The following is a 21,118-nucleotide window of genomic DNA, read 5'->3' as shown; positions in this document are numbered from 1 at the left end:
CCGCGGCGTACGCGCCCGCGGCCGAAAAAAGCCTAGCTCGGCGCCGCCCGGCCGCGGTAATTGAAGGCGGCGGGGCCCCAGCCGGGCAGGTAGCGGGCGTCGAGCTCCCGGATCCGGAATCCACCCGCCTCCAGCAGCTCCGGGATGCGCCGGTTCAGGTTGCAGCCGCCGCCCACCCGCCGCCACAGCGGGTTCAGCACGTCCTGCTGGCGCTGCGCCCAGCGACCCGGCGCGCGGCCGTGCTCGCAGAACAGCAGCTCGCCGCCCGGCTTCAGCACCCGGCGCACCTCGGCCAGCGCGGCTGCCGTATCCGGAATGGTGCAGAAGGTGTAGGTGCTCAGCACCGTGTCGACGCTGGCGTCCTCGAGCGGGATGCGGTCGGCGGGCGCTTCGATCAGTTCCACGGCGAACGGCGCCGCCGCGACGGCCCCGGCTGCCTTGGCGTGCATCTCGGCGGCGGGGTCGAGGCCCAGCACCGCGTCGACCCGCGCGGGATCATAGTGCGGCAGGTTCAGGCCCGAACCGAAGCCGATGTCCAGTACGCGGCCATGGGCGCGCGGCACGATCTCCGCCCGCTGCCGCATGGCGGGCCGGCTGCTGCATGCGAGGTGCACCAGGTGCGGCAGGATGTGGCGATCGTAGAAGCCCACGGGCGCTTCAGTCGACCTGCTGCAGGCCGTGGAACTCCAGGTAGCGATCGCGCAGCAGGCTCTGGCGGCTCTCCATCGGGATCGCCCGGCCCTTGATGAACACCGCGTCGGGATAGCTGGTGACGTCCAGCGGGTCGCCGTCCCAGATCACCACGTCGGCCTCGAAGCCCGGCTGCAGCTGGCCCACGCCCTCCAGCCCGAAGATCCGGGCCGGCGCGGCGGTCAGCGCGGCGAGGCCGGCCGGCCAAGGCAAGCCATGCGCCACGGCCACACCAGCTGCCTGCGACAGGTTGCGCGCATTGTGGGACTCGCCGCTCAGCGAGGCGAAGGCGATCTCCACGCCGGCGGCCGCGAGTTGCACCGCGTTGTCGATCCTGGCGCCGCGCATCTCGAAGCGGTCCGGCAGGTTGGCCAGCGGATCCAGCACCACGGGCACGCCGGCCGCCGCCAGGCGGTCGGCGACCAGCCAGGCTTCGGCTCCGCCGACGATGACCAGCCGCACCTCGTAGGCCGCGGCAAGGTCGAGCAGCGCCGCGATGTCGCTCGCCTGGTGCGCCAGCACCGCCAGCGGCGCCTCGCCCCGGAGCACCGGCTGGAGCGCCTCAAGGTCATAGTGGTTGAGGCGGTAGTCGCGCCTGCCTGCCCGCTCCCAGGCCGCCTTGTTCCGGCCGTAGTCGCGCGCCTCGTCCAGCGCCTCGCGCAGCTGGGCCAGCGCGGCAGTGCGCGCGCCGCCGGCCTGCGACGCGCCGGCCTCGCCGAACAGCGCGTAGACGGCCACGTGGCGCCGGTCGACCGGCTGGCTGGCGTCGCCGAGATTAACCGCCGCGGCCCGGCCGCTGATGACGCTGCCGCTGACCCTGGCAGGAAACACGACGGCGCGCGTGATGCCCTCGACCCGGTTCACCGGCACCAGCACCGAGCGCGGGTTGAAGGCGTCCGCGGCGTCGAGCGCCGCGGAAAAGCGGTCGTTGTCCACCGTGGTGTCGACGCTGTCCGGCTCCAGGCTCACCTCGGCCAGGCCGATGCTCGAGTGGGGGTCGAACAGGCCGGGGGTGACGACCTTGCCCCGGGCATCGACACGCTGCGCGTCGGCCGGAATCGCGACCGTCGCACCGACCGCCACGATGCGGCCGTCGCGGATCAGGACCGTAGCCTCCGGGATGGACCCGGCAGCGGCCGCCGTCTCGACCCTGCCGCCGGTGATGGCGATCACCTGGGCCTGCGCAGCGGCAGCGGCCAGCAGCAGCGCGGCGCCGCCAAACAGATGCCGGTGGTTCATTGGCCTGCCCCCGTTTCGATCATGCCCAGCTCGAAGTCGCTCTGCGACGGGAATGCCGGGTTGCCGTGTTCGTGTACCAGCGCGCCGTCGACATAGACCCGCTCGGCGCGCGCATAGACGCTGAAAGGGTTGTCGTTCCACACCACGAGATCCGCCATCTTGCCCGGCGCCAGCGTGCCTGCCTGGTCGGCGATGCCGAGCGAGTGCGCGGCGTTCAAGGTCAGCCAGCGGATCGCGTGTTCCGGGCTGATCTCCATCCCGGCGCGGCGCGCGGCGGCCATGACCTTGGCCGCCTCCTGGTTGAGACGCTGGATCTCCACCTCCGAATCGGAATGGACGATGGCGCAGGCGCCGACGGCATCGACGATCGCGATGTTCTCGCGGATGGCGTCCCAGGCCTCGAGCTTGAAGCCCCACCAGTCGGCCCACATCGCCGCGCAGCTGCCGCTCTCCTTCAGCAGGTCGGCGATCTTGTAGGCCTCCGTGGCGTGGTGAAAGGTGCCGGGGTGGTAGCCGAACTCGCGGCCCAGGTCGATCATCAGTGCCATTTCGTCGGCGCGATAGCAGTGGTTATGGATGAGGATCTCGCCCTTGAGCACGCCCGCCAGCGTCTCCAGGGCCAGGTCCCGGGTCGGCGGCTCGCCCTCGCCGGCAGCAGCCTGCTCCTGCTGCTCGAGGTATTCCCGCGCCTCGATCCACGCCGTGCGGTAGCCCGCCACGTTACCCATGCGGGTCATCGGCGTCGCCTGGCGCTCCCCGTAGACCCGCTTGGGATTCTCCCCGCAGGCCATCTTCAGGCCGTGCGGTGCGCCCGGGAACTTCATCTCCTGCACCGTCCGCGCCGGCACGTTCTTCAGCGTCACGGTGCGGCCGCCGAACAGGTTGGCCGAGCCCGGCAGCACCTGCAGCGATGTGACGCCGGCGGCCCGCGCGGTGTTGAAGCCCGGGTCCTGCGGCCACACCGAGTGTTCCGCCCAGACGCCGGCGGTGTTGGGCGAAGTCATCTCGTTGCCGTCCTGGTGCGCCTTCGCGCTGGGGACCGGGTAGTTGCCGAGGTGCGAGTGGACGTCGATGATCCCGGGGGTAATCCAGCGGCCGCGCGCATCGATGCGCTGCACCCCAGCCGGCACCTCGAAATCGGCCCCGACCGCCTGGACGACCCCGTCGGCCACATAGACCGAGGCGTTCTCCAGCCGGCCGCCGTCGCCGGTCAGCACGGTGGCGCCCTCGAGCACGAACGGGGCCGCGGGCGACGGGACATAGGCGGAAGCAAACGGCGCGGCCGGGGCAGCCGCCGGCGGTTCGTCCCGCGGGGCCTGGCTGGCGCAGGCAGCCAGGGTGGTGGCGGCAAGCACGACTGCGGCCGCGCGCCGGGGCTGGCGGGGACTGGGCGGGCTCATGCGATCTCCGGGCTGGTCTATGCGAGCGTCCTCATATATCACAACGATCGCCCGCCGGGACAGATTTACTAGAATCCGGGGGTGATGCCCGGCCGGGAGGGAGTGGCCATGTCGCAGCGAATCGAGCGCATCGAGTTATGGCACGTCAACGTGCCCTTGCCCGCCCCCTTCTGGCCCTCCTGGATCCCGGGCTACCCCCAGACCCACGTGGCGCAGACGGTGGCGCGCGTCTACGCCGGGGACGGGCTGGTCGGGGAAACCGGCGGACCGGCCTTCACCACCGAACGGCGCGGCCTGGGCGACCTGCTCGGGGGCTTCCTGCTGGGCCTGCCCGCCGATGACATCGGGGTGTTGCGCCAGCGCCTGCGGGAGGCCTCGTACCTTGGCTGGCGCAACTGGTGGCTCGAGGCCGCATGGTGGGACCTGGCCGGCAAGCTCGCCGGCAAGCCCGTCTACCAGCTGCTGCAACGCGAGCCCGCGACCGTGCTGAAGGCGCCGGTGTATGCCTCGAGCGGTTCGCTCAAGCCGCTCGAAGAGCGGCGCCGCTACCTGGACGAGATTCGCGCCATGGGCTTCGGGGCCGTGAAGGTCCGGGTCAAGTACCCCACCGTGGCAGAAGATCTCGCCCTGGTGCGTGGCGTGCGCGCACACCTCGGCGACGATTTCGTGATCGGCGTGGACGCCAACCAGGGCTGGCCGGTATCGCTGTTCGGCGCCAACCCTGCCTGGGACCTCGAGCGCGCCACGGCTTTCGCCCGCGGCTGCGACGAGCTGGGGGTCGCCTGGCTCGAGGAGCCGCTCGACATGCACGACTGGCGCGGCATGGCGGCGCTGCGTGAGCGGGTCCGCACGCCCATTGCCGGCGGCGAGCTCCACGGCGCCTGGCACGAGCTCGCGCCGCTGTTCGAGCATGGCAGCCTCGACAAGTACCAGCCCGACGCCATGTTTTCCGGCCTGACGGTAGCGCGGCAGGTGATGGACGAGTGCCGCCGCCGCGACCTGGATTTCACCCCTCACACCTGGTCCAACGGCTTCAACATGGTCGTCAACCTGCACGCCTTCGCGGCCTGGGAGCGGCGCAAGCTGCTGGAATATCCCTACGAGCCGCCCGGCTTCGTGCCGGCAGCGCGCGAAGGCATCATGCCGGCGATCCCGGTCAATGCCGACGGCACGATCGACGTCCCGCAGGCGCCGGGCCTCGGGCTGCAGCTCGACGAGCGCCTGCTGCGCCGGCATGGCAAGCGGTTCCACGTCGCCACGCCGGCGCGCGTGGCGGTGCGCGCGATCCGCGAAAAAGGGCTGCGGGCCGCACTGCTGCTCAAGCGGGCGAAGGAGCAGGCCGGCGGTTAGCCGGGTTTCAGGGTTCGCGGGGCGCCTGCAACAGCCCGAAGTACTGGCGGTCAGCGCCCAGCAGGTGGCGCGCCACCACGTCGTAGGCGAGGAATTCGAACAACTCGCCCGTCGAGAGCTTGCCGGCCCTGAAGGTGTCCGCCATCTCGAGCGCCCTGGCCAACAGCGAAGCATGCTCCTTGCCGTGCGCTTCACAAGCGGCGAAACCCAGCTCCGCCAGGATCCGTTCCTCGTCGCGGAAGTGCTTGCGGATATCCTCGATCAGGCGATCGATCAGCTCGCCGATCTCGTCCCGGGGCCGCCCCGAGAGCATCGCCTCCAGCAGCTGGTTGGCGTCCTCGAACAGGGCGCGGTGCTGGGCATCGATCAGCGCATGGCCGGAGGCAAAGCGCGGCTTCCACACCAGTCGCACGAAATTGCCCTCGAGGTGCTCGGCCGGGGCCTCGCTGGCGGTGCTGAGGTCGGCCTCGACGAGGTTCCGGCCACGCTTCTTGGCGCGATAGAGGGCATCGTCGGCACGTCGCAGCCAGTCCCGCGGGCTCTCGGCCGGCGCGAACTCCGCCACCCCGATGCTCGCGGTCAGCCCGCCGACGACCTGGAACTGGCACTGCTCGATGCGCTCCCGCAGCCGCTCCGCGGACCGCTGCGCGGCCGGCAGCGGCGTGTTCGGCATCAGGATGATGAACTCCTCGCCGCCCCAACGGGTCAGGGAATCGGAGCGCCGCATCCCGTCGCGCAGGCAGTCGGCGAATTCCGCCAGCACGCGATCGCCGGTCGGATGACCGAAATTGTCGTTGACCCCCTTGAAATGGTCGATGTCGATCAGCGCCAGGGAGAGGGGATGGCCGAAGCGGACGGCGCGATGCGTTTCGCTGGCCAGCGCCTCCTCGAAACGCCGCCGGTTCCAGGCGCCGGTGAGCCCGTCGGTGCTGGCAAGCTCCTGCAGTGACCGGACGGCGGACTCGAGCTGGGCGTTGACCTGCTCCGCGGAACGCAACGCCGCCCTGGTGGCATCGGGCACCTGCCGGCTGCCGGTGGCCAGCCCGACCACGCCGACCGCCACGAGTTCACCGGCGTCGTCCCGCACCGGGAAGTGGGTGACCAGGAAGCAGGTCGCCTGGTCGGCGGCGTCGGCAGACTCGTGCTCGACGAGGATCGCGCGCTGCTCCTGCTGGACGGCGTGCTGGGCGGCATCGAAGGCGGCAGCAGCGGGCTGCGGCAACAGGTCGACGTCCTGCTGGCCCGGCACTGTCCTCGCATCCTCGACACCGAGGACGCGCGCGTAGCCCGGGTTGGCATAGACATAGCGCCCGTCGAGGGCCTTGACGGCCAGGCCGACGTCTTCAGTGCGCAGCAGGAGCGCAAACAGCTCCGGAACTTCGAGTCGGTACATCGCGAGGACGGCCGCCGAGCCTGCAAAAAGCGGCTTTATACGCCAGCCGCCACGCCATGGCGGTGACCGGGATCACGAACTGCGAGAATTACCTAGCGCATGCGTTCCAGGGTGACGAAGCTGAGGTCGTGCGGGTTGCGCTCGTCCGCCGGCCGCTCGCGACACGCCACCTGCTCCCATGCCTCGTCGTCGATCTCCGGGAAGTGCGTGTCGCCGTCCGGCTCGGCGTGAATGCGCGTCAGGTAGATGCGGCGGGCGCGCGGCAGCGCGAGACGGTATACCGCCGCGCCGCCGATCACCATGAGCTCCGCGGCGCCGTCGGCCTCGGCCCGCGCCACGGCCTCGTCCAGCGACGCCACGCGCTCCGCCCCCTCGGCCTGCCACTCGGGATCCGAGGTCAGTACCAGGTTGCGCCGCCCGGGCAGCGGCTTGCCGATGGAGTCCCAGGTGAGCCGGCCCATCAGCACCGGCTTGCCATAGGTGAGTTGCTTGAAGTGATGCAGGTCGGCCGGGAGGTGCCACGGCATGCCGCCGCGGGCGCCGATCACGCCGTTTTCCGCCACCGCCACGACCAGGGTGATTTCAGGTCTCATGCCCTGATCATAGTCCCTGTGCCGCCGCCCCGTTGACTTGCATATAAGATTTCCCTAATATTTAGCCGACACTCAACCTGGCAGAGAAGTTGCAATGAACATCGACCGCTTTGTCTTCGCCTTTGCCGGCGTCATGATCCTCGCCGGGCTGGTGCTGTCCCAGGCCTTCTCGCCCTGGTGGCTGCTGCTGCCTGCCTTCGTCGGCCTCAACATGTTCCAGGCCGCGTTCACGGGCTTCTGCCCGCTGGCGATGATTCTCAAGAAGGCGGGCGTGCAGCCGGGCTGCGCGTTCCAGTAAAGAGTTCCCTCCAAGCGGCGCCAGGGACGGCGCCCGTCCCCTCCCCACGACGTCGACGTCCCGTGCCGGAATCCCGGCACGGGACTCAGACGGAAACGGGCGCCGGGATGTGGGGCTGGGCCTCGTAGCCGACGACCTCGAAATCCTCGTAGCGATACTCGAAGATGCTGGGCGGCCGCCGCCGGATGCGGAGCTGCGGCAGCGGCCCGGGGGTCCGCGTCAGCTGCAGGTCGGCCTGCTCGAGATGGTTCAGGTAGAGGTGGACGTCGCCACCGGTCCACACGAAGTCGCCGGGCTCGAGGTCGCACTGCTGCGCCATCATGTGGGTCAGCAGCGCGTAGGACGCGATGTTGAACGGCACGCCGAGGAAGATGTCGCAACTGCGCTGGTACAGCTGGCAGGAGAGCCGGCCGTCCCCGACCCAGAACTGGATCAGGCAATGGCAGGGGGCGAGCGCCATCCGGCCCGCGCGCACGTTGTCCTGCGGCGACATCGTTTCGTCCGGCAGCTCGGCGGGATTCCACGCCACCACCAGGATGCGCCGGGAATCCGGCCGTGTCCGGATGGTCTCGACGGCCTCGGCAATCTGGTCGATGGCGCCGCCGGCCGAAGTCGGCCAGGCGCGCCACTGGCGGCCGTAGACCGGTCCGAGTTCGCCCTCCTCCGTCGCCCACTCGTCCCAGATGCGGACCTTGTGGTCTTTCAGGTAGCCGATGTTGGTCTCGCCGGAGAGGAACCACAGCAGCTCATGCACGATGGAACGGATATGCAGCTTCTTGGTCGTCAACAGCGGGAAGCCGGCGCCGAGGTCGAAGCGCAGCTGGTGGCCGAAGATCGACAGCGTGCCGGTGCCGGTGCGGTCGGCCTTCTCCAGGCCGTGCTCGCGAATCTGGCGCAGGAGGTCGAGATACTGCTGCATGTCAGGCGCTCCGCGGCGCGCGCCGGTAAGCCAGCCACAGCAGGACGCCGCCGAAGACGATCAGGGGCAGGGACAGGAGCTGCCCCATGGTAAGCCAGCCCCAGGCCAGGTAGCCGATGTGGGCGTCGGGCAGGCGCACGAACTCGACCGCGAAGCGGAACACCCCGTAGCCGAGCAGGAACATGCCCGAGACGGCCTTCTCGGGGGGACGGCGCGCCGAGTACAGCCACAGGATCACGAACAGCGTCACGCCCTCGAGGCCGGCCTGGTAGAGCTGGGAGGCATGGCGCGTGGTGCCGTCGACCACGAAACCCCACGGCACGTCGGTGGGCTTGCCCCACAGCTCGCCGTTGATGAAGTTGCCGAGCCGGCCGCAGGCGAGCCCGAGCGGCGCGAGCGGGGCGACGAAGTCACCCATCGCGAAGAAACTCTTGCCCAGCTTGCGGCCGTACAGCCAGAGCGCGAGCACCACGCCGAGCAGGCCGCCATGAAAGGACATGCCGCCCTCCCAGATGCGGAACAGGACCAGCGGATCCCGCAGCCAGCTGTCGAAATTGTAGAACACGATGGAGCCGATTCGCCCGCCGATGATCACCCCGAGGGCGCTATAAAAGATCAGGTCGTCCACCTGCTCCGGGGTCCAGCCGGAGCCGGGCTGCCTGGCCCGGTGCCGCGCCAGCGCCCAGGCGATGGCAAAGCCGACGATGTACATCAGCCCATACCAGCGAATGGCCAGCGGTCCGAGCTGGAGCGCCACCGGGTCGATATTCGGATAGGGGATCATGGCGCGCTAGTTTACTGCAGAACGTCGGGTCCCAGGTCCGTTATAGTTGCACGCCATCCCGATCCCATCCTGCCGGAAGCCTCATGAACGAGATTCGCAACCGCCTTGCCGACGAGACCAGTCCCTACCTCCTGCAGCACGCGGACAACCCGGTGCACTGGCAGCCCTGGGACGAGGCGGCGCTGGCCCAGGCGCGACGCGAGAACAAGCCGATCCTGCTCTCGATCGGCTATTCCGCCTGCCACTGGTGCCACGTGATGGCCCACGAGTGCTTCGCCGACCCGGCCATCGCGGCGCAGATGAACGAGCTGTTCGTGAACATCAAGGTCGATCGCGAGGAGCGGCCGGATCTCGACCGCATTTACCAGCTCGCGCACCAGATGATCACCCAGCGCAACGGCGGCTGGCCGCTCACCATGTTCCTCTCGCCGGACGACCAGGCGCCCTTCTTCGGCGGCACCTACTTCCCGGCCGAACCGCGCCACGGCTTGCCGGGCTTCCCCGAGCTGATGACGCGGGTGGCCGGTTACTGGCGCGAGCACCGGGACGAGATCCGCGCACACGCCGGCGCGGTGCAGGAAGCCTTCGCCGAGGTCTGGCGCGCCCCGGCCGGCGACGACCCGGCCGGCCAGGCGCTCGACCGTGCCCCGCTCGAGCAGGCGCGTCGCGCCCTGGGCGAGAGCTTCGACCAGGAACACGGCGGCTTCGGGGAAGCGCCGAAGTTCCCGCACCCGCCGAACCTGGTGCGGCTGCTGCGGCACTGGCGCGGCACCGCGCTCGGTGACTCGCCCGACCTCGAGGCGCTCTACATGGTCACGGCCACGCTCAAGGAGATGGCCGAGGGCGGCCTCTGCGACCAGCTGGCCGGCGGCTTCTTCCGCTACTCGGTCGACGGCCACTGGATGATTCCGCACTTCGAGAAAATGCTCTACGACAACGCCCAGCTGCTGCCCCTCTACGCCCAGGCCCACTCGGTCACCAACGAAGGCCTGTTCCGGCGGGCGGCCCAGGCCACGGCCGGCTGGGCGCAGCGCGAGATGCAATCGCCGGCAGGCGGCTTTTACGCGGCGCTCGACGCCGACTCCGAGGGCGAGGAAGGCCGCTACTACGCCTGGCGGCGGGAAGAGGTGCAGAAGCTGCTCGAGCCGAGCGAGCTCACCGCCGTCACCGCCGTGTACGGCTTCGACCGGCCCGCGAATTTCGAGGGACGCTGGCACCTGCACACCTTCGTGACGCCGGAGCAGTTCGCCGCCCACAGCGGGCTGGACGGCGCGGAGGTGTCCGCCCTGCTGGCGACCGCCCGGGCGAAACTGCTCGCGGCCCGCGAGCAGCGCGTCCGGCCGGGCCGCGACGACAAGGTGCTCGCCGCCTGGAACGGGCTGATGATCCGCGGCCTGTGCCTCGCCGCGCGCGTGCTCGGCGATGCGGAGATGGCCGCCTCGGCCCAGCGCGCGATGGATTTCGTCCGCGGCGAGATGTTCATCGACGGCCGCCTGTTCGCGACCTGGAAAGACGGGCGCGCCCGGTTCCCGGCCTACCTGGACGATCACGCCTTCCTGCTCGACGCCGCGCTGGAGCTGTTGCAGCTGCGCTGGGATCCGGCCCTGCTGCAGTTCGCCGTGGGCCTGGCCGACCTGCTGCTGGCCCGCTTCGAAGACCGCGCCGCGGGCGGCTTCCTGTTCACGGCCGACGACCACGAGGCCCTGCTGGAGCGCCCCCGGCCGCTGGCGGACGATGCCATGCCGGCCGGCAACGGGATCGCGGCGCTGGCGCTCAACCGCCTGGGCTGCCTGCTGGGCGAGACACGCTATCTCGAGGCCGCGGAACGCGCCGTGCGCTCGGCGATGCCGGCCCTGCAGCGGGCCCCGTGGCTGCACTGCGCCCTGCTCGACGCCCTGGAGGAACAGCTCACGCCGCCGGAAGTCGTGATCGTGCGCGGCTCCGGGCGCCGTCCGGCGGAATGGGCCCGGACCGCCCGCCTGGTCTACGCGCCGCGCCGGCTGGTGTTCGAAATTCCGCCGGACGCCGCCGGGCTGCCGCCGGCCCTGGCGGAAAAGACGCCGCCGGAATCGGGCGCTCGGGCCTGGATCTGCCGCGGCACGACCTGCCTGCCCCCGGCCGACACCCTGGCGGGCTTCACCGCGGCCCTGAAGGGCTAGGGGCCGATCCGGCGCCAGCCGTCCGGGCCGCGGCGCAGTTCGTAGGTCGGCCAGTAGCGCAGGTCGAGCTTCAGCGTCACGACTTCGACCTGCCCGTTCCAGTTCACGACCGTGAGCCGGACCGCTTCGCCATGCTGTTGCGTCGCGACCGCGGCGAGAAAGGCATCGAGGTCCGGCGTCGGCACCCCGTCGACCGCCACAATGCGCCGCCCGCCGCCGAGCCCGTTGCGACTGGCCGGCGAGCCGAAAGCATGGAAGGCTACCAGCACGCCGGTCGGCTCGATGCTGCGCTGGGCCGCCAGCGCGCGGTGGGGCGCCTGCAGCACGGCGCCGGCCCAGGACACCACGCGATCCACGCCGCCGCTGCCCAGCGCCACGGTCGGCACGGACAAGGTGAGGGCCTGGTCGTGGCGCCACACCTCGACGGTCACCACCTCGGGCTGGCTCAGCCGTTCCATCGCGTCGAAGCGGTTCACCAGCTGGCCGTCGATGGACAGCAGCAGGTCCCCCGGGCGCAGCAGCTCGGCGGCCGGCGTCGCCGCCACGGTCCGCGCCACCTGCAGCACCTGGCGCCGCTCCGGGTCGTGCGCCTCCAGCCGCGCCACCAGCTCGTCCGGCAGGCCCAGCCGCCGGGCGGCGGCCAGCGGAATCTGCACGAACTCCGCTTCCAGCGAGCGCAGCGTCCGCGCTTCGCGGGCCAGGGCGAGGACCTCCGCCACCAGCGCGGCGGAAACGCCCTTGTTGGACTGCTCCACCGTCCGGCCGGCGTCGAAGGCGAAACTCGACCACATGCCGAGCACCCGGCCGCGGGCGTCGGCGAGGACGCCGTCGAAGTCGCTCGGGCCGCTCAGGAGCTGGATGGTCTCCAGGTTGGCGTCGCGAAAACGCAGCGTGCGCGACAGCGGCAGGACGAGCGCGTCCATCGAGGACACCTCCGTCTCCTGCGAGGCCAGCCGCTGGTCACTCCGCAGGCCGACCACCCAGATCTCCTCGCCCGCTTCCAGGGGGCGCGGCGCCAGCGTCGCCGACTTGACCGGGGTCGAGCCGATCAGTGCCGGGTCGTACCGCACGACCGCCAGGTTGTGCAGCGGATGCATGTACTCGACGCGGCCGGGGATCTCCAGCGAGCCGGCAAAGGTCAGGGTGACGTCGCCCAGTGTCTCGGGGACCGTGTTGCGGTCCACGACCACCAGGCCGGCTTCCGCGTCGACTACCAGGCCGGTGCCGAAATAGAAGCGGTCCGACACGCCCGAGATCGGGTACGGCATTTCGAAGTTGACCATCACCAGCGAGGGCTGCAGCACCTTCATCGGCCGCTCGCTCTCCGGCGGGAAACTGGTCGATGCCGGCTCGGGGCGGGCGGGCGGCCCGGGTTCGGCCAGGGTCTCACAGGGCCAGTCGCCGAGCGCGTCGCTGCGCCGGCAATGGGCGGCCGGGAACCAGCGCCGGTCCACGCGAACGGTGCGCAGCTGGGTCCCGCGCGGATTGTCGAATTCGAAGTAGCGCATGGTGACGCGGGCGCCGTCCGGCAGCGGCTCAAGGATGGCGCGCAACGCGGCCAGGTCCGGCGTCGGCTGCCCGTCCATCTCCACGATCACCGCGCCGCGCGGCACCGCCGAGGCCATGAACATGTAGCCGGGGTTGGCCACATAGACTCCGTGCAGCGGCGCATGGAGGTGCCGCGCCTGCTGGTAGGACAGGTTGTTGAGCACGGCGTCGCCGATCTGCAGGAACTCGTCCGGGCTGACGGCGTGCAGGTCCGTGACCTCGACCTCGACCTGCAGGTCCGTCTCGCCCCGGCGCAGGGACAGGACGAGGCTCGCGCCGACGTTGTTGTCCAGGGCCTCCGCCAGGGCCACGAAGGTCGCCAGCGGGCGGCCGTCGATCGCCAGCAGGATGTCGCCGGGCTGCAGGGTGCCGTCGCCCGGAGCGCCGGGGACGATCTCGCGGACCACCAGCAGGCCCTTCTGCTGCGGGAACAGGGCCCGGTAGCGCGTCTCGGCGGCGGGATCCAGGCCCAGCCGGCCGAGCTCGTCGTAGGGCACGTGGACGAACGTCGTCAGCAGGGTGCCGCGGGGCACGGGCTCGCCGTTGCGAATGTGCTCCAGGGCGCGCGTGACGCGATCGAGCGGCAGGAAGAAGCTCGAGGCGGCCTGCGTGTTGGCCCCGGCATTGAGCGCCACCACGCGCCCGCGGATGTCGATCACCGGCGAGCCGGAGGAGCCGCCGGAGGTGCCGGAAGCGGCCTGGATGTAGAAGGTGTTGAAGTCGTTGTACTGGCCGCGCCCGTAGAATGGCGCCTCGCGATCGAGCCGGGCCAGGGTGCCGGCCAGGATCGAGATCTGCTCGCCCGCATCGTTGCCCACCACGCGGATCTCGCGGCCCGCCTCCACGCCCTCGGGCGCCAGCGGCAGCGACTCGGGCTGGATATGGCGCAGCTGCGCGGGGTCGTAACGGAAGAAGCCGAAATCATGCACCGGGTCGCGGTAGACGGCCGTCAACTCGACCACCTCGTGGTTCAGGAATACCGCTTCGGCCACCACCGGGCCCGCCGTGACGACGTGGCGGTTGGTGAGGATCAGGCCGCGCTCGGCGTCGACCACGAAGCCCGTCGCCTGGGTGGACATGTTCCAGTGGGTGTCGAAGGCGCGCGGCGCGTCGACCCGGATGGTCACCACGCTGGGGGCAATGCGCTCGAGGGTGCGGCGCCAGTCGGCAGGCTCGGCCGCCACCCCGGCGCCCGGCAGGGCGTCGGCCTGGGCGATGCCCGCCCCGGCGAGGAGCAGGGCGGCGCAGCACAGGGCGCGCCAGCTAGATGCGAAGGCCATGCTGGTAGCCGAAACTGGCGCTGAAGCGCGCAGCAAAGCTCTCCGGGTCGAGGGCGTGGTTCTGCGTCCCGGCGGACTCGACCTTGATCGCGCCCAGCAGCGAGGCGATGCGGCCGGCGGTTTCCCAGTCCGCCTCGCGCAGCAGGCCGAACACCAGCCCCGCGCGGTAGGCGTCGCCGCAGCCGGTCGGGTCGATGACCGCTTCGGGCGCCGCCGCCGGGATCTCGTAGCGGCGGCCGCCGGCGAGGATGACCGAGCCCTCGGCCCCGCGGGTGATGACATAGGCCCGCACCCGTTCGGCGATGCCGGCCTCGTCGAGCCCGGTGCGCTGGCTCAGCATCTTCCCTTCGTAGTCGTTCACCGCCACCACGTCGGCCAGCTCGACGAAGCGGGCCAGCTCCTCGGCGCCGAACATCGGCAGGCCCTGGCCGGGGTCGAAGACGAAGGGAATGCCGGCCGCGGCGAACTGCTCGGCGTGCTCGATCATGCCCTGCCGTCCGTCCGGCGAGACCATGCCCCAGCGGATGCCGGCGTCGGCCGGCACGGCGTTGAGATGAGCGTGCTGCATGGCGCCCGGGTGGAAGGCGGTGATCTGGTTGTCGGCGAGGTCAGTGGTGATATAGGCCACTGCGGTCCAGCTGTCCGGCACTTCGCGGACGTAGTCCAGGGGCACGCCCCGGCCCTGCAGCCAGTCGCGGTACGGGCCGAAATCGTGGCCGACCGTGGCCATCGGGTATCCGGTCTCGCCCAGCAGCCGCAGGTTGTAGGCGATGTTCGCCGCGCAGCCGCCGAACTCGCGCCGCAGGGCGGGCACGAGGAAGGATACGTTCAGCACATGGATCTGGTCCGGCAGGATCTGGTCCTGGAACCGGCCCTGGAAAACCATGATGTTGTCGTAGGCGATGGACCCGGTGATCAGTGCGCTCATGCGGCGTCCGGCTTCCAGGCCACGTCCAGCTGCCGCGCCGCGCGCACGTCGTCGAGCCGCCGCACCGGCGTGGTGTAGGGCGCGCCCTTCAGCTTCTCCGGCTCGGTCCTGGCTTCCTCGAGGATCGCCGCCATGGCGTCGACAAAGGCGTCGAGCGCCTCTTTCGACTCGGTCTCGGTCGGCTCGATCAGCAGGCACTCCGGCACCAGCAGCGGGAAATAGGTGGTCGGCGCGTGGAACTCGAAATCGAGCAGGCGCTTGGCGACGTCCATCGCCGTGACGCCCAGTTCTTTGGCCTCGCGCTTGAGCGTGACGATGAACTCGTGGCTCGCGCGGCGCTCCGCGTAGGCGAGCGTGAACCCCTTGTCGCGCAGCCGGGCCATCAGGTAATTGGCGTTGAGGGTGGCGAACTCGGCCACGCGCGGCATGCCCTCGCGGCCCAGCATGCGGGCGTAGACGTAGGCGCGCAGCAGCACGCCGGCGTTGCCCATGAAGGCCGAGAGGCGGCCGATGGACTGCGGGCGCTCCTCCTCGCTGACCCAGCGGAAGCGCTCACCGGCCTTCTCCACGAAGGGCACCGGCAGGAACGGCACCAGCCGCTCGCTGACGCCCACGGCGCCGGACCCCGGGCCGCCGCCGCCGTGCGGCGTGGAGAAGGTCTTGTGCAGGTTCATGTGGATGACGTCGAAGCCCATGTCGCCCGGGCGCACCTTGCCGAGGATGGCGTTGAGGTTGGCGCCGTCGTAGTACAGCAGCCCGCCGGCCGCGTGCACCACCTTCGACATTTCCAGGATCTTGCGGTCGAAGACTCCGACGGTGGAGGGGTTGGTCAGCATGATGCCGGCCGTATTCGGCCCCACCGCCGCCTTCAGCGCGTCCAGGTCGACGTCGCCGTCGGCCGAGGTCGGGATCTCGATCACCTTGCAGCCGCACATCGTCGCGGTGGCCGGGTTGGTGCCGTGGGCGGCGTCCGGGACGATGATCTCGTCGCGATGCGACTCGCCGCGCGCCACGTGGTACGCCCGGATCATCGCCACGCCCGCAAACTCGCCCTGGGCGCCCGCCATCGGCGTCAGCGATACGGCCTTCATGCCGGTCACTTCGCGCAGGATCTCCTGCAGCTCCCACATGCAGGCCAGGAAGCCCTGGCCGGTAGACTCCGGCGCCAGCGGGTGGCGGCCGGTGAACCCCGGCAGCAAAGCCAGCGTATTACAGGCCCGCGGGTTGTACTTCATGGTGCACGAACCCAGCGGGTAGAAGTTCGTGTCGATGGAGAAGTTCAGCCGCGACAGGCGCGTGTAGTGCCGCACCGCGCCCAGCTCGGAAACCTCCGGCAGGCGCGGCCGCTCCCGGCGGCGGAAGGCGACCGGGATATCCGCCTGGGCCTCGGCCGCGGGAGCCTGCGCAGTGGCGCGGCGCCCGGGGCGCGAATGGTCGAAGATCAGCGGCTCGGTCATCTCAGCCGAGCGCCTTCAGCGCTGCCTCGTAGTCGGGTTCATTGGCAATCTCCGGCACCAGCTCGGCATGCACCACGGTATCGTTCTCGTCCAGCACCACCACGGCACGGGCCGTGAGGCCGGCGAACGGGCTGTCGGCGATCAGCACGCCGTAGGAGCGCGCGAAATCGGCCGCGCGCATGGTCGAGAGGGTCACCACGTTCTCCAGGCCTTCGTCCCCGCAGAAGCGCTTGTGGGCGAAGGGCAGGTCGGGCGAGATCATCAGCATCACGGTGTCGTCGTGCTCGCGCGCATAGTCGTTGAACTTCTTGGTCGACAGCGCGCAGACCGGGGTGTCGATGCTGGGGAAGATCGACAGCACTTTCTTCTTGCCCATCCAGCGCGACAGCGACACGTCATTGAGCGCGCTGTCGGTGAGGGTGAAGTCGGGCGCCTTGCCGCCTACGCGCGGAAACTCGCCGGTGGTGTGGATCTCGTTGCCCTGCAGGGTGATGGTTGCCATGAATAACTCCGGTTTGGAATGCAATTGCGGCGGCCCTCAGGCCACCTGCGCCTGGCGCAGCACGTCGCTGAGCGCCTGGAAGTAGGTCTCGATGTCGCTCGCGGTGCGAGTCTCGGTAGCACAGACCAGCAAGGCGTGCCCGAGTTCAGGATAGTCATGCGACAGGTCGTAGCCGCCGAGGATGCCGCGCCCGGCCAGCGCCTCGAGCAACGGTCCCACCGGCTGCTCCAGCCGCAGCACCGACTCGTGGAAGAAGTGCCCGGGGAAGGCCCGCTGCACGCCTTCCAGCGATTCCAGCTGGCCCACCAGTTCCGCGGTGTTGCGCACGCAGGCGGCCGCCACGCGCGCCAGGCCCTCGGCGCCCAGCAGGCTCATGTAAATGGTGGCGGCGGTGACCATCAGGCCCTGGTTGGTGCAGATGTTCGAGGTCGCCTTGGAGCGGCGGATGTGCTGCTCGCGCGCCTGCAGGGTCAGGGCGAAGCCTGCGCGCCCGTCGAGGTCCACCGTCTTGCCCACGATCCGGCCGGGCATCTGGCGCACCAGCGCCTGGCGGCAGGCCAGGAAGCCGAAATACGGCCCGCCCGAGGACAAGGGCACGCCGAGCGGCTGGCCCTCGCCGCAGGCGATGTCGGCGCCGGCCTCGCCCCATTCACCCGGCGGCGCCAGCAGCGCCAGGCTGGTCGGATTGACGACCGCGATCACCAGGGCGCCCCGGGCATGGGCCCAGTCGGTCAGCGCCGCGACGTCCTCGTAACCGCCGAAGAAGTTGGGCTGCTGGAGCACCAGCGCCGTAACATCCTCCTCCGCCCAGGGCTGCAGGGCCTCCGCCAGGGTGGTCCCGCTCTCCTGGTCATAGGGCACGGTCTCGAAGTTCAACCCCTGCCCGCCGGCGATGGCATGCGCCACGCGGCGGTAGGCCGGGTTGACCGTGGCCGGCACCAGGATGCGGGCCGACTTCGAGCCCCGGTTGGCCCGCACCGCCATCAGGGCGGCCTCCGCCATGGCGGAAGCGCCGTCGTACAGCGAGGCATTGGAGACGTCCATCCCCGTCAGCGCCGCCATCATCGACTGGTACTCGTAGATGAGCTGCAGCGTGCCCTGGCTGGCCTCCGCCTGGTAGGGCGTGTAGGCGCTGTAGAACTCGCCCCGGGTCGTGATCTCCCACACCGCGGCGGGGATATGGTGCTCGTAGGCGCCGGCGCCGATGAAGTTCAGGTGGCCGGCGTCGCGCGTGGCGCGCTCGCGCATCAGCCGCTGGATCTCCATCTCGCCCAGCGCCGGGGGCACGCCCGGCAGGGCGTCGACCTTCAGGCCGGCGGGAATCTCGTCGAACAGCTGCTCGATCTCGCTGACGCCGATGGCGGCGAGCATTTCGCGGATGTCGGCGTCGGTATGGGGAATAAAGGGCATGGCTTGCTCCGGGGGGTGACGCGTGGCGTCCCGGGGTCACTCTTCCAGCGTGCTCGCGTAGGTATTCGCGTCGAGCAGCGTGGGGGTTTCGGCTGAGGCGGCCGGCCGGACCTTCATGATCCAGCCCTCGCCATAGGGGTCGGTGTTGAGCAGCTCGGGCTGGCCGGCCAGGGCCTCGTTGCCGGCGACGACTTCGCCGTCGACCGGGCTGTAGACGTCGGACGCGGCCTTCACCGACTCCACCACGGCGCAGGCTTCGCCCGCCTTGACGCTGCGGCCGGCCTCGGGGGTCTCGACGAAGACGAGGTCGCCGAGCGCGTCCTGGGCATGATCGGTGATGCCGACAGTGACGGTCCCGTCATCCTCTTGCCGCAGCCACTCGTGGGAACGGGTGTACTTCAGATCTGAGGGTATGTTGCTCATCGCGGGCCTCTCGCAGGGGTTCGGTAGGAGGGTTCAGTCGAGCTGGATGCGCGGCTTGCCGTTGCGCACGAAGGGCGGGCGCACCACCCGGGCCGCCAGCAGGCGACCGCGGATGTCGACCTGGACTTGCTCGCCGGCGCCGGCCGGCACGCGCGCGAAGCCGATCGAGCGAGCGAGCGTGGGGGCGAAGCTGCCGCTGGTCACCTCGCCGTCCCCGGCCGGGGTCACCACCCGCTGGTGGCCGCGCAACACCCCGCGGTCCTCCAGCAGCAGGCCCACCAGCTTGCGGGGGGCGCCGGCATCGCGTTGCGCCTGCAAGGCGGCGCGGCCGATGAAGTCGCGCGCGGCAGGTTCCCAGGCGACGGTCCAGCCCAGCCCCGACTCCAGCGGCGTGGTGGTCTCGTCCATGTCCTGCCCGTACAGGTTCATGCCCGCTTCCAGGCGCAGGGTGTCCCGTGCGCCGAGACCGCAGGGCTTCACGCCGGCGGCCAGCAGCGCCTGCCAGGCCTCCGCCGCGCGCTCGCCCGGCAGGATGATCTCCCAGCCGTCCTCGCCGGTATAGCCGGTCCGGGCCACGAACAGCTCGCCGCACTGGGCCGCCGTGAAAGGCGTCAGCGCCAGGGCGGTTGCGCGGTGCTCTTCGGCCAGCAGGCGGGCGGCGCGCTCGCGCGCGGACGGCCCCTGCACGGCGATCATGGCGAGTTCGGGGCGCTCCTCGACCACCACCTCCGCGCCCTCGGCGTGGCGCTGCAGCCAGGCCAGGTCCTTGGCCCGGGTCGCGGCGTTGACCACCAGCCGGTAGTCGCCGGGGCCGAGGTAATAGGCGATCAGGTCGTCGATGACGCCGCCGTCGTCATTGAGCATGCAGGTGTAGAGCGCCTTGCCGGGGGCCTGCAGGCGCGCCACGTCGTTGGCCAGCAGGCGGCGCAGCCAGGGGCCGGCGCCGGGCCCGGCAACGTCCACCACGGTCATGTGGGAGACGTCGAACATGCCGGCCTCGCGCCGGACGACGTGGTGCTCGTCGACCTGCGAGCCGTAATGCAACGGCATGTCCCAGCCGCCGAAATCGACGAGCCGGGCGCCGAGGCGCTCGTGTTCGGAATACAGTGGTGTCTGTTCGCCCATTGCGCTCGATCTCTCCTCACCCAACAGCATGACGGCTGGCGCCGCCCGCCGCCCCTCTGTCCGGTTACCTGAGAGATTCAGTGCCGCGCAGCCGCGGCACCCCTCACCTTCGGTGGGCCCATGCCGGGCCGCTCTCCAGAGCCAACTCGTCCCCCGCGTCCTTTTGCCTGAGCGTTTCCGGGCGGTAATTGCGCCTTCGGCGCCCCGGGCCACTCGGGCCGGGGTCTCTCCACCGGGGACTGGTACGTTGAGGGGCGGATGATACCCGAGGCGGGGCCTCCCTTGCGAGTGCGCGGCGAGGCGGGGATCATTGCCTCCCCGGAACCCTCTCCTCGGAGCCCGCTGGCATGAATCCCGTTCAGAGGCGCAAGAGCCTCCAGGTCCTGGTCGATCACGTTCGGGTGGGTGGCGATGCCCCGATCGTGGTGCAGTCGATGACCAATACCGACACCGCGGACGTCGACGGCACCGTCCGCCAGGTGGCCGAGCTGGCGCGGGCCGGCTCGGAGGTGGTGCGCGTGACGGTGAACACCCGCGAGGCGGCGGCGGCCGTGCCGGCGATCCGCGAGCGGCTGTACGCCATGGGGCTGAACGTCCCGCTGGTCGGGGACTTCCACTTCAACGGCCACAAGCTGCTGGCCGAGGTGCCGGAGTGCGGCGTGGCGCTGTCCAAGTACCGCATCAATCCCGGCAATGTCGGCCGCGGCTCCAAGCGCGACCCGCAGTTCGCCGCCATGATCGAGACGGCCTGCCGCAACGACCGGCCGATCCGCATCGGGGTCAACTGGGGCAGCCTGGACCAGGACCTGCTGACCCGGCTGATGGACGATAACTCCCGGCTGCCCGAGCCGCTGGACGCGGCGGCGGTCACTAAGGAGGCCCTGATCCGCTCGGCGCTCGACAGCGCGGAGCGGGCCGTGGAGCTGGGCCTGCCGCGCAACCGCATCGTCCTCTCCTGCAAGGTCAGCGGCGTGCAGGACCTGATCGCGGTCTATCGCGACCTCGCCGCCCGCTGCGATTACCCGCTGCACCTCGGCCTGACCGAGGCGGGCATGGGCAGCAAGGGCATCGTCGCCTCCACGGCCGCCATGGCGGTGCTGTTGCAGGAAGGCATCGGCGACACCATCCGGGTCTCGCTCACGCCCGAGCCCGGCGGCGACCGCACCCAGGAGGTGATCGTGGCCCAGGAAATCCTGCAGAGCATGGGCCTGCGCGCCTTCACCCCGATGGTCGTCGCCTGCCCCGGCTGCGGCCGCACCACCAGCACCTTCTTCCAGGAGCTGGCGCAGCAGATCCAGTCGCACCTGCGCCACCGCATGCCGGAATGGAAGAAGCGCTACCAGGGGGTCGAGGAAATGACCGTGGCGGTAATGGGCTGCGTGGTCAACGGCCCGGGCGAGAGCAAGCACGCCAACATCGGCATCAGCCTGCCGGGCACCGGCGAGCGGCCGGTCGCCCCGGTCTACGTGGACGGCGCCAAGGACGTGACGCTGAAGGGCGACGACATCGCGGCGGAGTTCCAGGCGCTGGTGGACGCCTACGTCGAGCGGAGTTACCCGCCCCGCACGGGTTGACGCGCCGCCGCATGATGCGGCCCGGGACGCGCCGGTAGAATAGGGC

18 protein-coding genes and 1 riboswitch are annotated in these 21,118 nt (G+C 70.6%); of the genes, 4 read left to right on the top strand and 14 right to left on the bottom strand.

Annotated elements, in window-relative coordinates:
• Window positions 1-32: 32 nt before the first annotated feature.
• From G6N75_RS11285 to G6N75_RS11275, 3 genes are read right to left on the bottom strand one after another with little or no spacing between them, the layout of a single operon-like run.
• Entirely contained in the window at window positions 33-650 is a 618-nt protein-coding gene (locus tag G6N75_RS11285) for a class I SAM-dependent methyltransferase (protein ID WP_165348467.1), read from the bottom strand.
• 7 nt (window positions 651-657) lie between these two features.
• On the bottom strand, window positions 658-1,929 hold the full coding sequence (locus tag G6N75_RS11280; protein ID WP_165348466.1) for an amidohydrolase family protein: 1,272 nt from the start codon (window positions 1,927-1,929) through the stop codon (window positions 658-660).
• Window positions 1,926-3,329 carry an amidohydrolase gene (locus G6N75_RS11275; RefSeq protein WP_165348465.1) on the bottom strand — a complete coding sequence of 468 codons (1,404 nt, stop codon included), beginning with the start codon at window positions 3,327-3,329 and terminating at the stop codon, window positions 1,926-1,928. Before G6N75_RS11275 ends, G6N75_RS11280 begins: the two co-directional genes overlap by 4 nt.
• 108 nt (window positions 3,330-3,437) lie before the next feature.
• Between G6N75_RS11275 and G6N75_RS11270 the strand changes: the two genes are divergently transcribed.
• The gene (locus tag G6N75_RS11270) at window positions 3,438-4,679 is read left to right on the top strand and encodes a mandelate racemase/muconate lactonizing enzyme family protein (RefSeq protein ID WP_165348464.1); all 1,242 of its coding nucleotides are present in this window, start codon (window positions 3,438-3,440) and stop codon (window positions 4,677-4,679) included.
• Between the two features lie 7 nt (window positions 4,680-4,686).
• Here the strand turns inward: G6N75_RS11270 and G6N75_RS11265 are convergent, their stop codons facing one another.
• Together G6N75_RS11265 and G6N75_RS11260 are read right to left on the bottom strand one after the other, a co-directional pair.
• Window positions 4,687-6,072 (bottom strand): diguanylate cyclase, encoded by a 1,386-nt coding sequence (locus G6N75_RS11265; protein ID WP_165348463.1) that lies wholly within the window; start codon window positions 6,070-6,072, stop codon window positions 4,687-4,689.
• Window positions 6,073-6,164: 92 nt separating this feature from the next.
• Complete coding sequence (locus G6N75_RS11260) at window positions 6,165-6,665, bottom strand: dihydrofolate reductase (protein ID WP_165348462.1); 501 nt, start codon at window positions 6,663-6,665, stop codon at window positions 6,165-6,167.
• A gap of 94 nt (window positions 6,666-6,759) precedes the next feature.
• On the opposite strand from G6N75_RS11260, the gene G6N75_RS11255 reads away from it, so the two are divergent.
• Entirely contained in the window at window positions 6,760-6,963 is a 204-nt protein-coding gene (locus tag G6N75_RS11255) for a DUF2892 domain-containing protein (RefSeq protein ID WP_165348461.1), read from the top strand.
• Between the two features lie 85 nt (window positions 6,964-7,048).
• Here G6N75_RS11255 and G6N75_RS11250 read toward each other — a convergent pair whose 3' ends face one another.
• Both G6N75_RS11250 and lgt read right to left on the bottom strand, forming a co-directional pair.
• Window positions 7,049-7,882, bottom strand: a complete 834-nt coding sequence (locus G6N75_RS11250; RefSeq protein WP_165348460.1) for a thymidylate synthase — start codon at window positions 7,880-7,882, stop codon at window positions 7,049-7,051.
• A gap of 1 nt (window position 7,883) precedes the next feature.
• Complete coding sequence (lgt, locus tag G6N75_RS11245) at window positions 7,884-8,666, bottom strand: prolipoprotein diacylglyceryl transferase (RefSeq protein WP_165348459.1); 783 nt, start codon at window positions 8,664-8,666, stop codon at window positions 7,884-7,886.
• An 83-nt stretch (window positions 8,667-8,749) separates the two neighbouring features.
• Between lgt and G6N75_RS11240 the strand changes: the two genes are divergently transcribed.
• Complete coding sequence (locus G6N75_RS11240; protein ID WP_165348458.1) at window positions 8,750-10,825, top strand: thioredoxin domain-containing protein; 2,076 nt, start codon at window positions 8,750-8,752, stop codon at window positions 10,823-10,825.
• Here G6N75_RS11240 and G6N75_RS11235 read toward each other — a convergent pair.
• The 7 genes from G6N75_RS11235 to gcvT are packed head-to-tail and all read right to left on the bottom strand — an operon-like array spanning window position 10,822 to window position 19,498.
• A complete protein-coding gene (locus G6N75_RS11235) occupies window positions 10,822-13,653 on the bottom strand; it encodes a trypsin-like peptidase domain-containing protein (RefSeq protein ID WP_165348457.1) in 2,832 nt (943 codons plus the stop codon). The genes G6N75_RS11240 and G6N75_RS11235 overlap by 4 nt on opposite strands.
• Window positions 13,637-14,581 carry a carbohydrate kinase family protein gene (locus G6N75_RS11230; protein WP_165348456.1) on the bottom strand — a complete coding sequence of 315 codons (945 nt, stop codon included), beginning with the start codon at window positions 14,579-14,581 and terminating at the stop codon, window positions 13,637-13,639. Before G6N75_RS11230 ends, G6N75_RS11235 begins: the two co-directional genes overlap by 17 nt.
• Window positions 14,578-16,038 (bottom strand): aminomethyl-transferring glycine dehydrogenase subunit GcvPB, encoded by a 1,461-nt coding sequence (gcvPB, locus tag G6N75_RS11225; protein WP_165348455.1) that lies wholly within the window; start codon window positions 16,036-16,038, stop codon window positions 14,578-14,580. The genes G6N75_RS11230 and gcvPB overlap by 4 nt, the downstream gene beginning before the upstream one ends.
• A gap of 1 nt (window position 16,039) precedes the next feature.
• Window positions 16,040-16,540, bottom strand: a complete 501-nt coding sequence (gene tpx / locus G6N75_RS11220) for a thiol peroxidase (RefSeq protein WP_165348454.1) — start codon at window positions 16,538-16,540, stop codon at window positions 16,040-16,042.
• A gap of 36 nt (window positions 16,541-16,576) precedes the next feature.
• The gene (gene gcvPA / locus G6N75_RS11215) at window positions 16,577-17,950 is read right to left on the bottom strand and encodes an aminomethyl-transferring glycine dehydrogenase subunit GcvPA (protein WP_165348453.1); all 1,374 of its coding nucleotides are present in this window, start codon (window positions 17,948-17,950) and stop codon (window positions 16,577-16,579) included.
• 36 nt (window positions 17,951-17,986) lie between these two features.
• Window positions 17,987-18,373 carry a glycine cleavage system protein GcvH gene (gcvH, locus tag G6N75_RS11210; RefSeq protein ID WP_165348452.1) on the bottom strand — a complete coding sequence of 129 codons (387 nt, stop codon included), beginning with the start codon at window positions 18,371-18,373 and terminating at the stop codon, window positions 17,987-17,989.
• Between the two features lie 33 nt (window positions 18,374-18,406).
• A complete protein-coding gene (gene gcvT, locus G6N75_RS11205) occupies window positions 18,407-19,498 on the bottom strand; it encodes a glycine cleavage system aminomethyltransferase GcvT (protein ID WP_165348451.1) in 1,092 nt (363 codons plus the stop codon).
• A 145-nt stretch (window positions 19,499-19,643) separates the two neighbouring features.
• A riboswitch (glycine riboswitch) is annotated at window positions 19,644-19,741 on the bottom strand.
• A gap of 104 nt (window positions 19,742-19,845) precedes the next feature.
• On the opposite strand from gcvT, the gene ispG reads away from it, so the two are divergent.
• Window positions 19,846-21,072 (top strand): flavodoxin-dependent (E)-4-hydroxy-3-methylbut-2-enyl-diphosphate synthase, encoded by a 1,227-nt coding sequence (ispG, locus tag G6N75_RS11200; RefSeq protein WP_165348450.1) that lies wholly within the window; start codon window positions 19,846-19,848, stop codon window positions 21,070-21,072.
• Window positions 21,073-21,118 lie beyond the last annotated feature (46 nt).

This window comes from Thioalkalivibrio sp. XN8 (assembly GCF_011058255.1).
Classification (GTDB): Bacteria; Pseudomonadota; Gammaproteobacteria; order Steroidobacterales; family XN24; genus XN24.
The sequence above is the reverse complement of the archived record's forward strand: the minus strand, read 5'-3'. Positions and strand labels throughout refer to the sequence as shown.

Coding starts and splice junctions, on each gene's coding strand:
- G6N75_RS11235 (WP_165348457.1), bottom strand. CDS start 13,653: ATGGCCTTCGCATCTAGCTGGCGCGCCCTGTGCTGCGCCGCCCTGCTC.
- G6N75_RS11275 (WP_165348465.1), bottom strand. CDS start 3,329: ATGAGCCCGCCCAGTCCCCGCCAGCCCCGGCGCGCGGCCGCAGTCGTG.
- gcvH (WP_165348452.1), bottom strand. CDS start 18,373: ATGAGCAACATACCCTCAGATCTGAAGTACACCCGTTCCCACGAGTGG.
- G6N75_RS11230 (WP_165348456.1), bottom strand. CDS start 14,581: ATGAGCGCACTGATCACCGGGTCCATCGCCTACGACAACATCATGGTT.
- tpx (WP_165348454.1), bottom strand. CDS start 16,540: ATGGCAACCATCACCCTGCAGGGCAACGAGATCCACACCACCGGCGAG.
- G6N75_RS11240 (WP_165348458.1), top strand. CDS start 8,750: ATGAACGAGATTCGCAACCGCCTTGCCGACGAGACCAGTCCCTACCTC.
- G6N75_RS11250 (WP_165348460.1), bottom strand. CDS start 7,882: ATGCAGCAGTATCTCGACCTCCTGCGCCAGATTCGCGAGCACGGCCTG.
- gcvT (WP_165348451.1), bottom strand. CDS start 19,498: ATGGGCGAACAGACACCACTGTATTCCGAACACGAGCGCCTCGGCGCC.
- G6N75_RS11255 (WP_165348461.1), top strand. CDS start 6,760: ATGAACATCGACCGCTTTGTCTTCGCCTTTGCCGGCGTCATGATCCTC.
- G6N75_RS11270 (WP_165348464.1), top strand. CDS start 3,438: ATGTCGCAGCGAATCGAGCGCATCGAGTTATGGCACGTCAACGTGCCC.
- gcvPB (WP_165348455.1), bottom strand. CDS start 16,038: ATGACCGAGCCGCTGATCTTCGACCATTCGCGCCCCGGGCGCCGCGCC.
- G6N75_RS11260 (WP_165348462.1), bottom strand. CDS start 6,665: ATGAGACCTGAAATCACCCTGGTCGTGGCGGTGGCGGAAAACGGCGTG.
- G6N75_RS11265 (WP_165348463.1), bottom strand. CDS start 6,072: ATGTACCGACTCGAAGTTCCGGAGCTGTTTGCGCTCCTGCTGCGCACT.
- ispG (WP_165348450.1), top strand. CDS start 19,846: ATGAATCCCGTTCAGAGGCGCAAGAGCCTCCAGGTCCTGGTCGATCAC.
- G6N75_RS11280 (WP_165348466.1), bottom strand. CDS start 1,929: ATGAACCACCGGCATCTGTTTGGCGGCGCCGCGCTGCTGCTGGCCGCT.
- gcvPA (WP_165348453.1), bottom strand. CDS start 17,950: ATGCCCTTTATTCCCCATACCGACGCCGACATCCGCGAAATGCTCGCC.
- lgt (WP_165348459.1), bottom strand. CDS start 8,666: ATGATCCCCTATCCGAATATCGACCCGGTGGCGCTCCAGCTCGGACCG.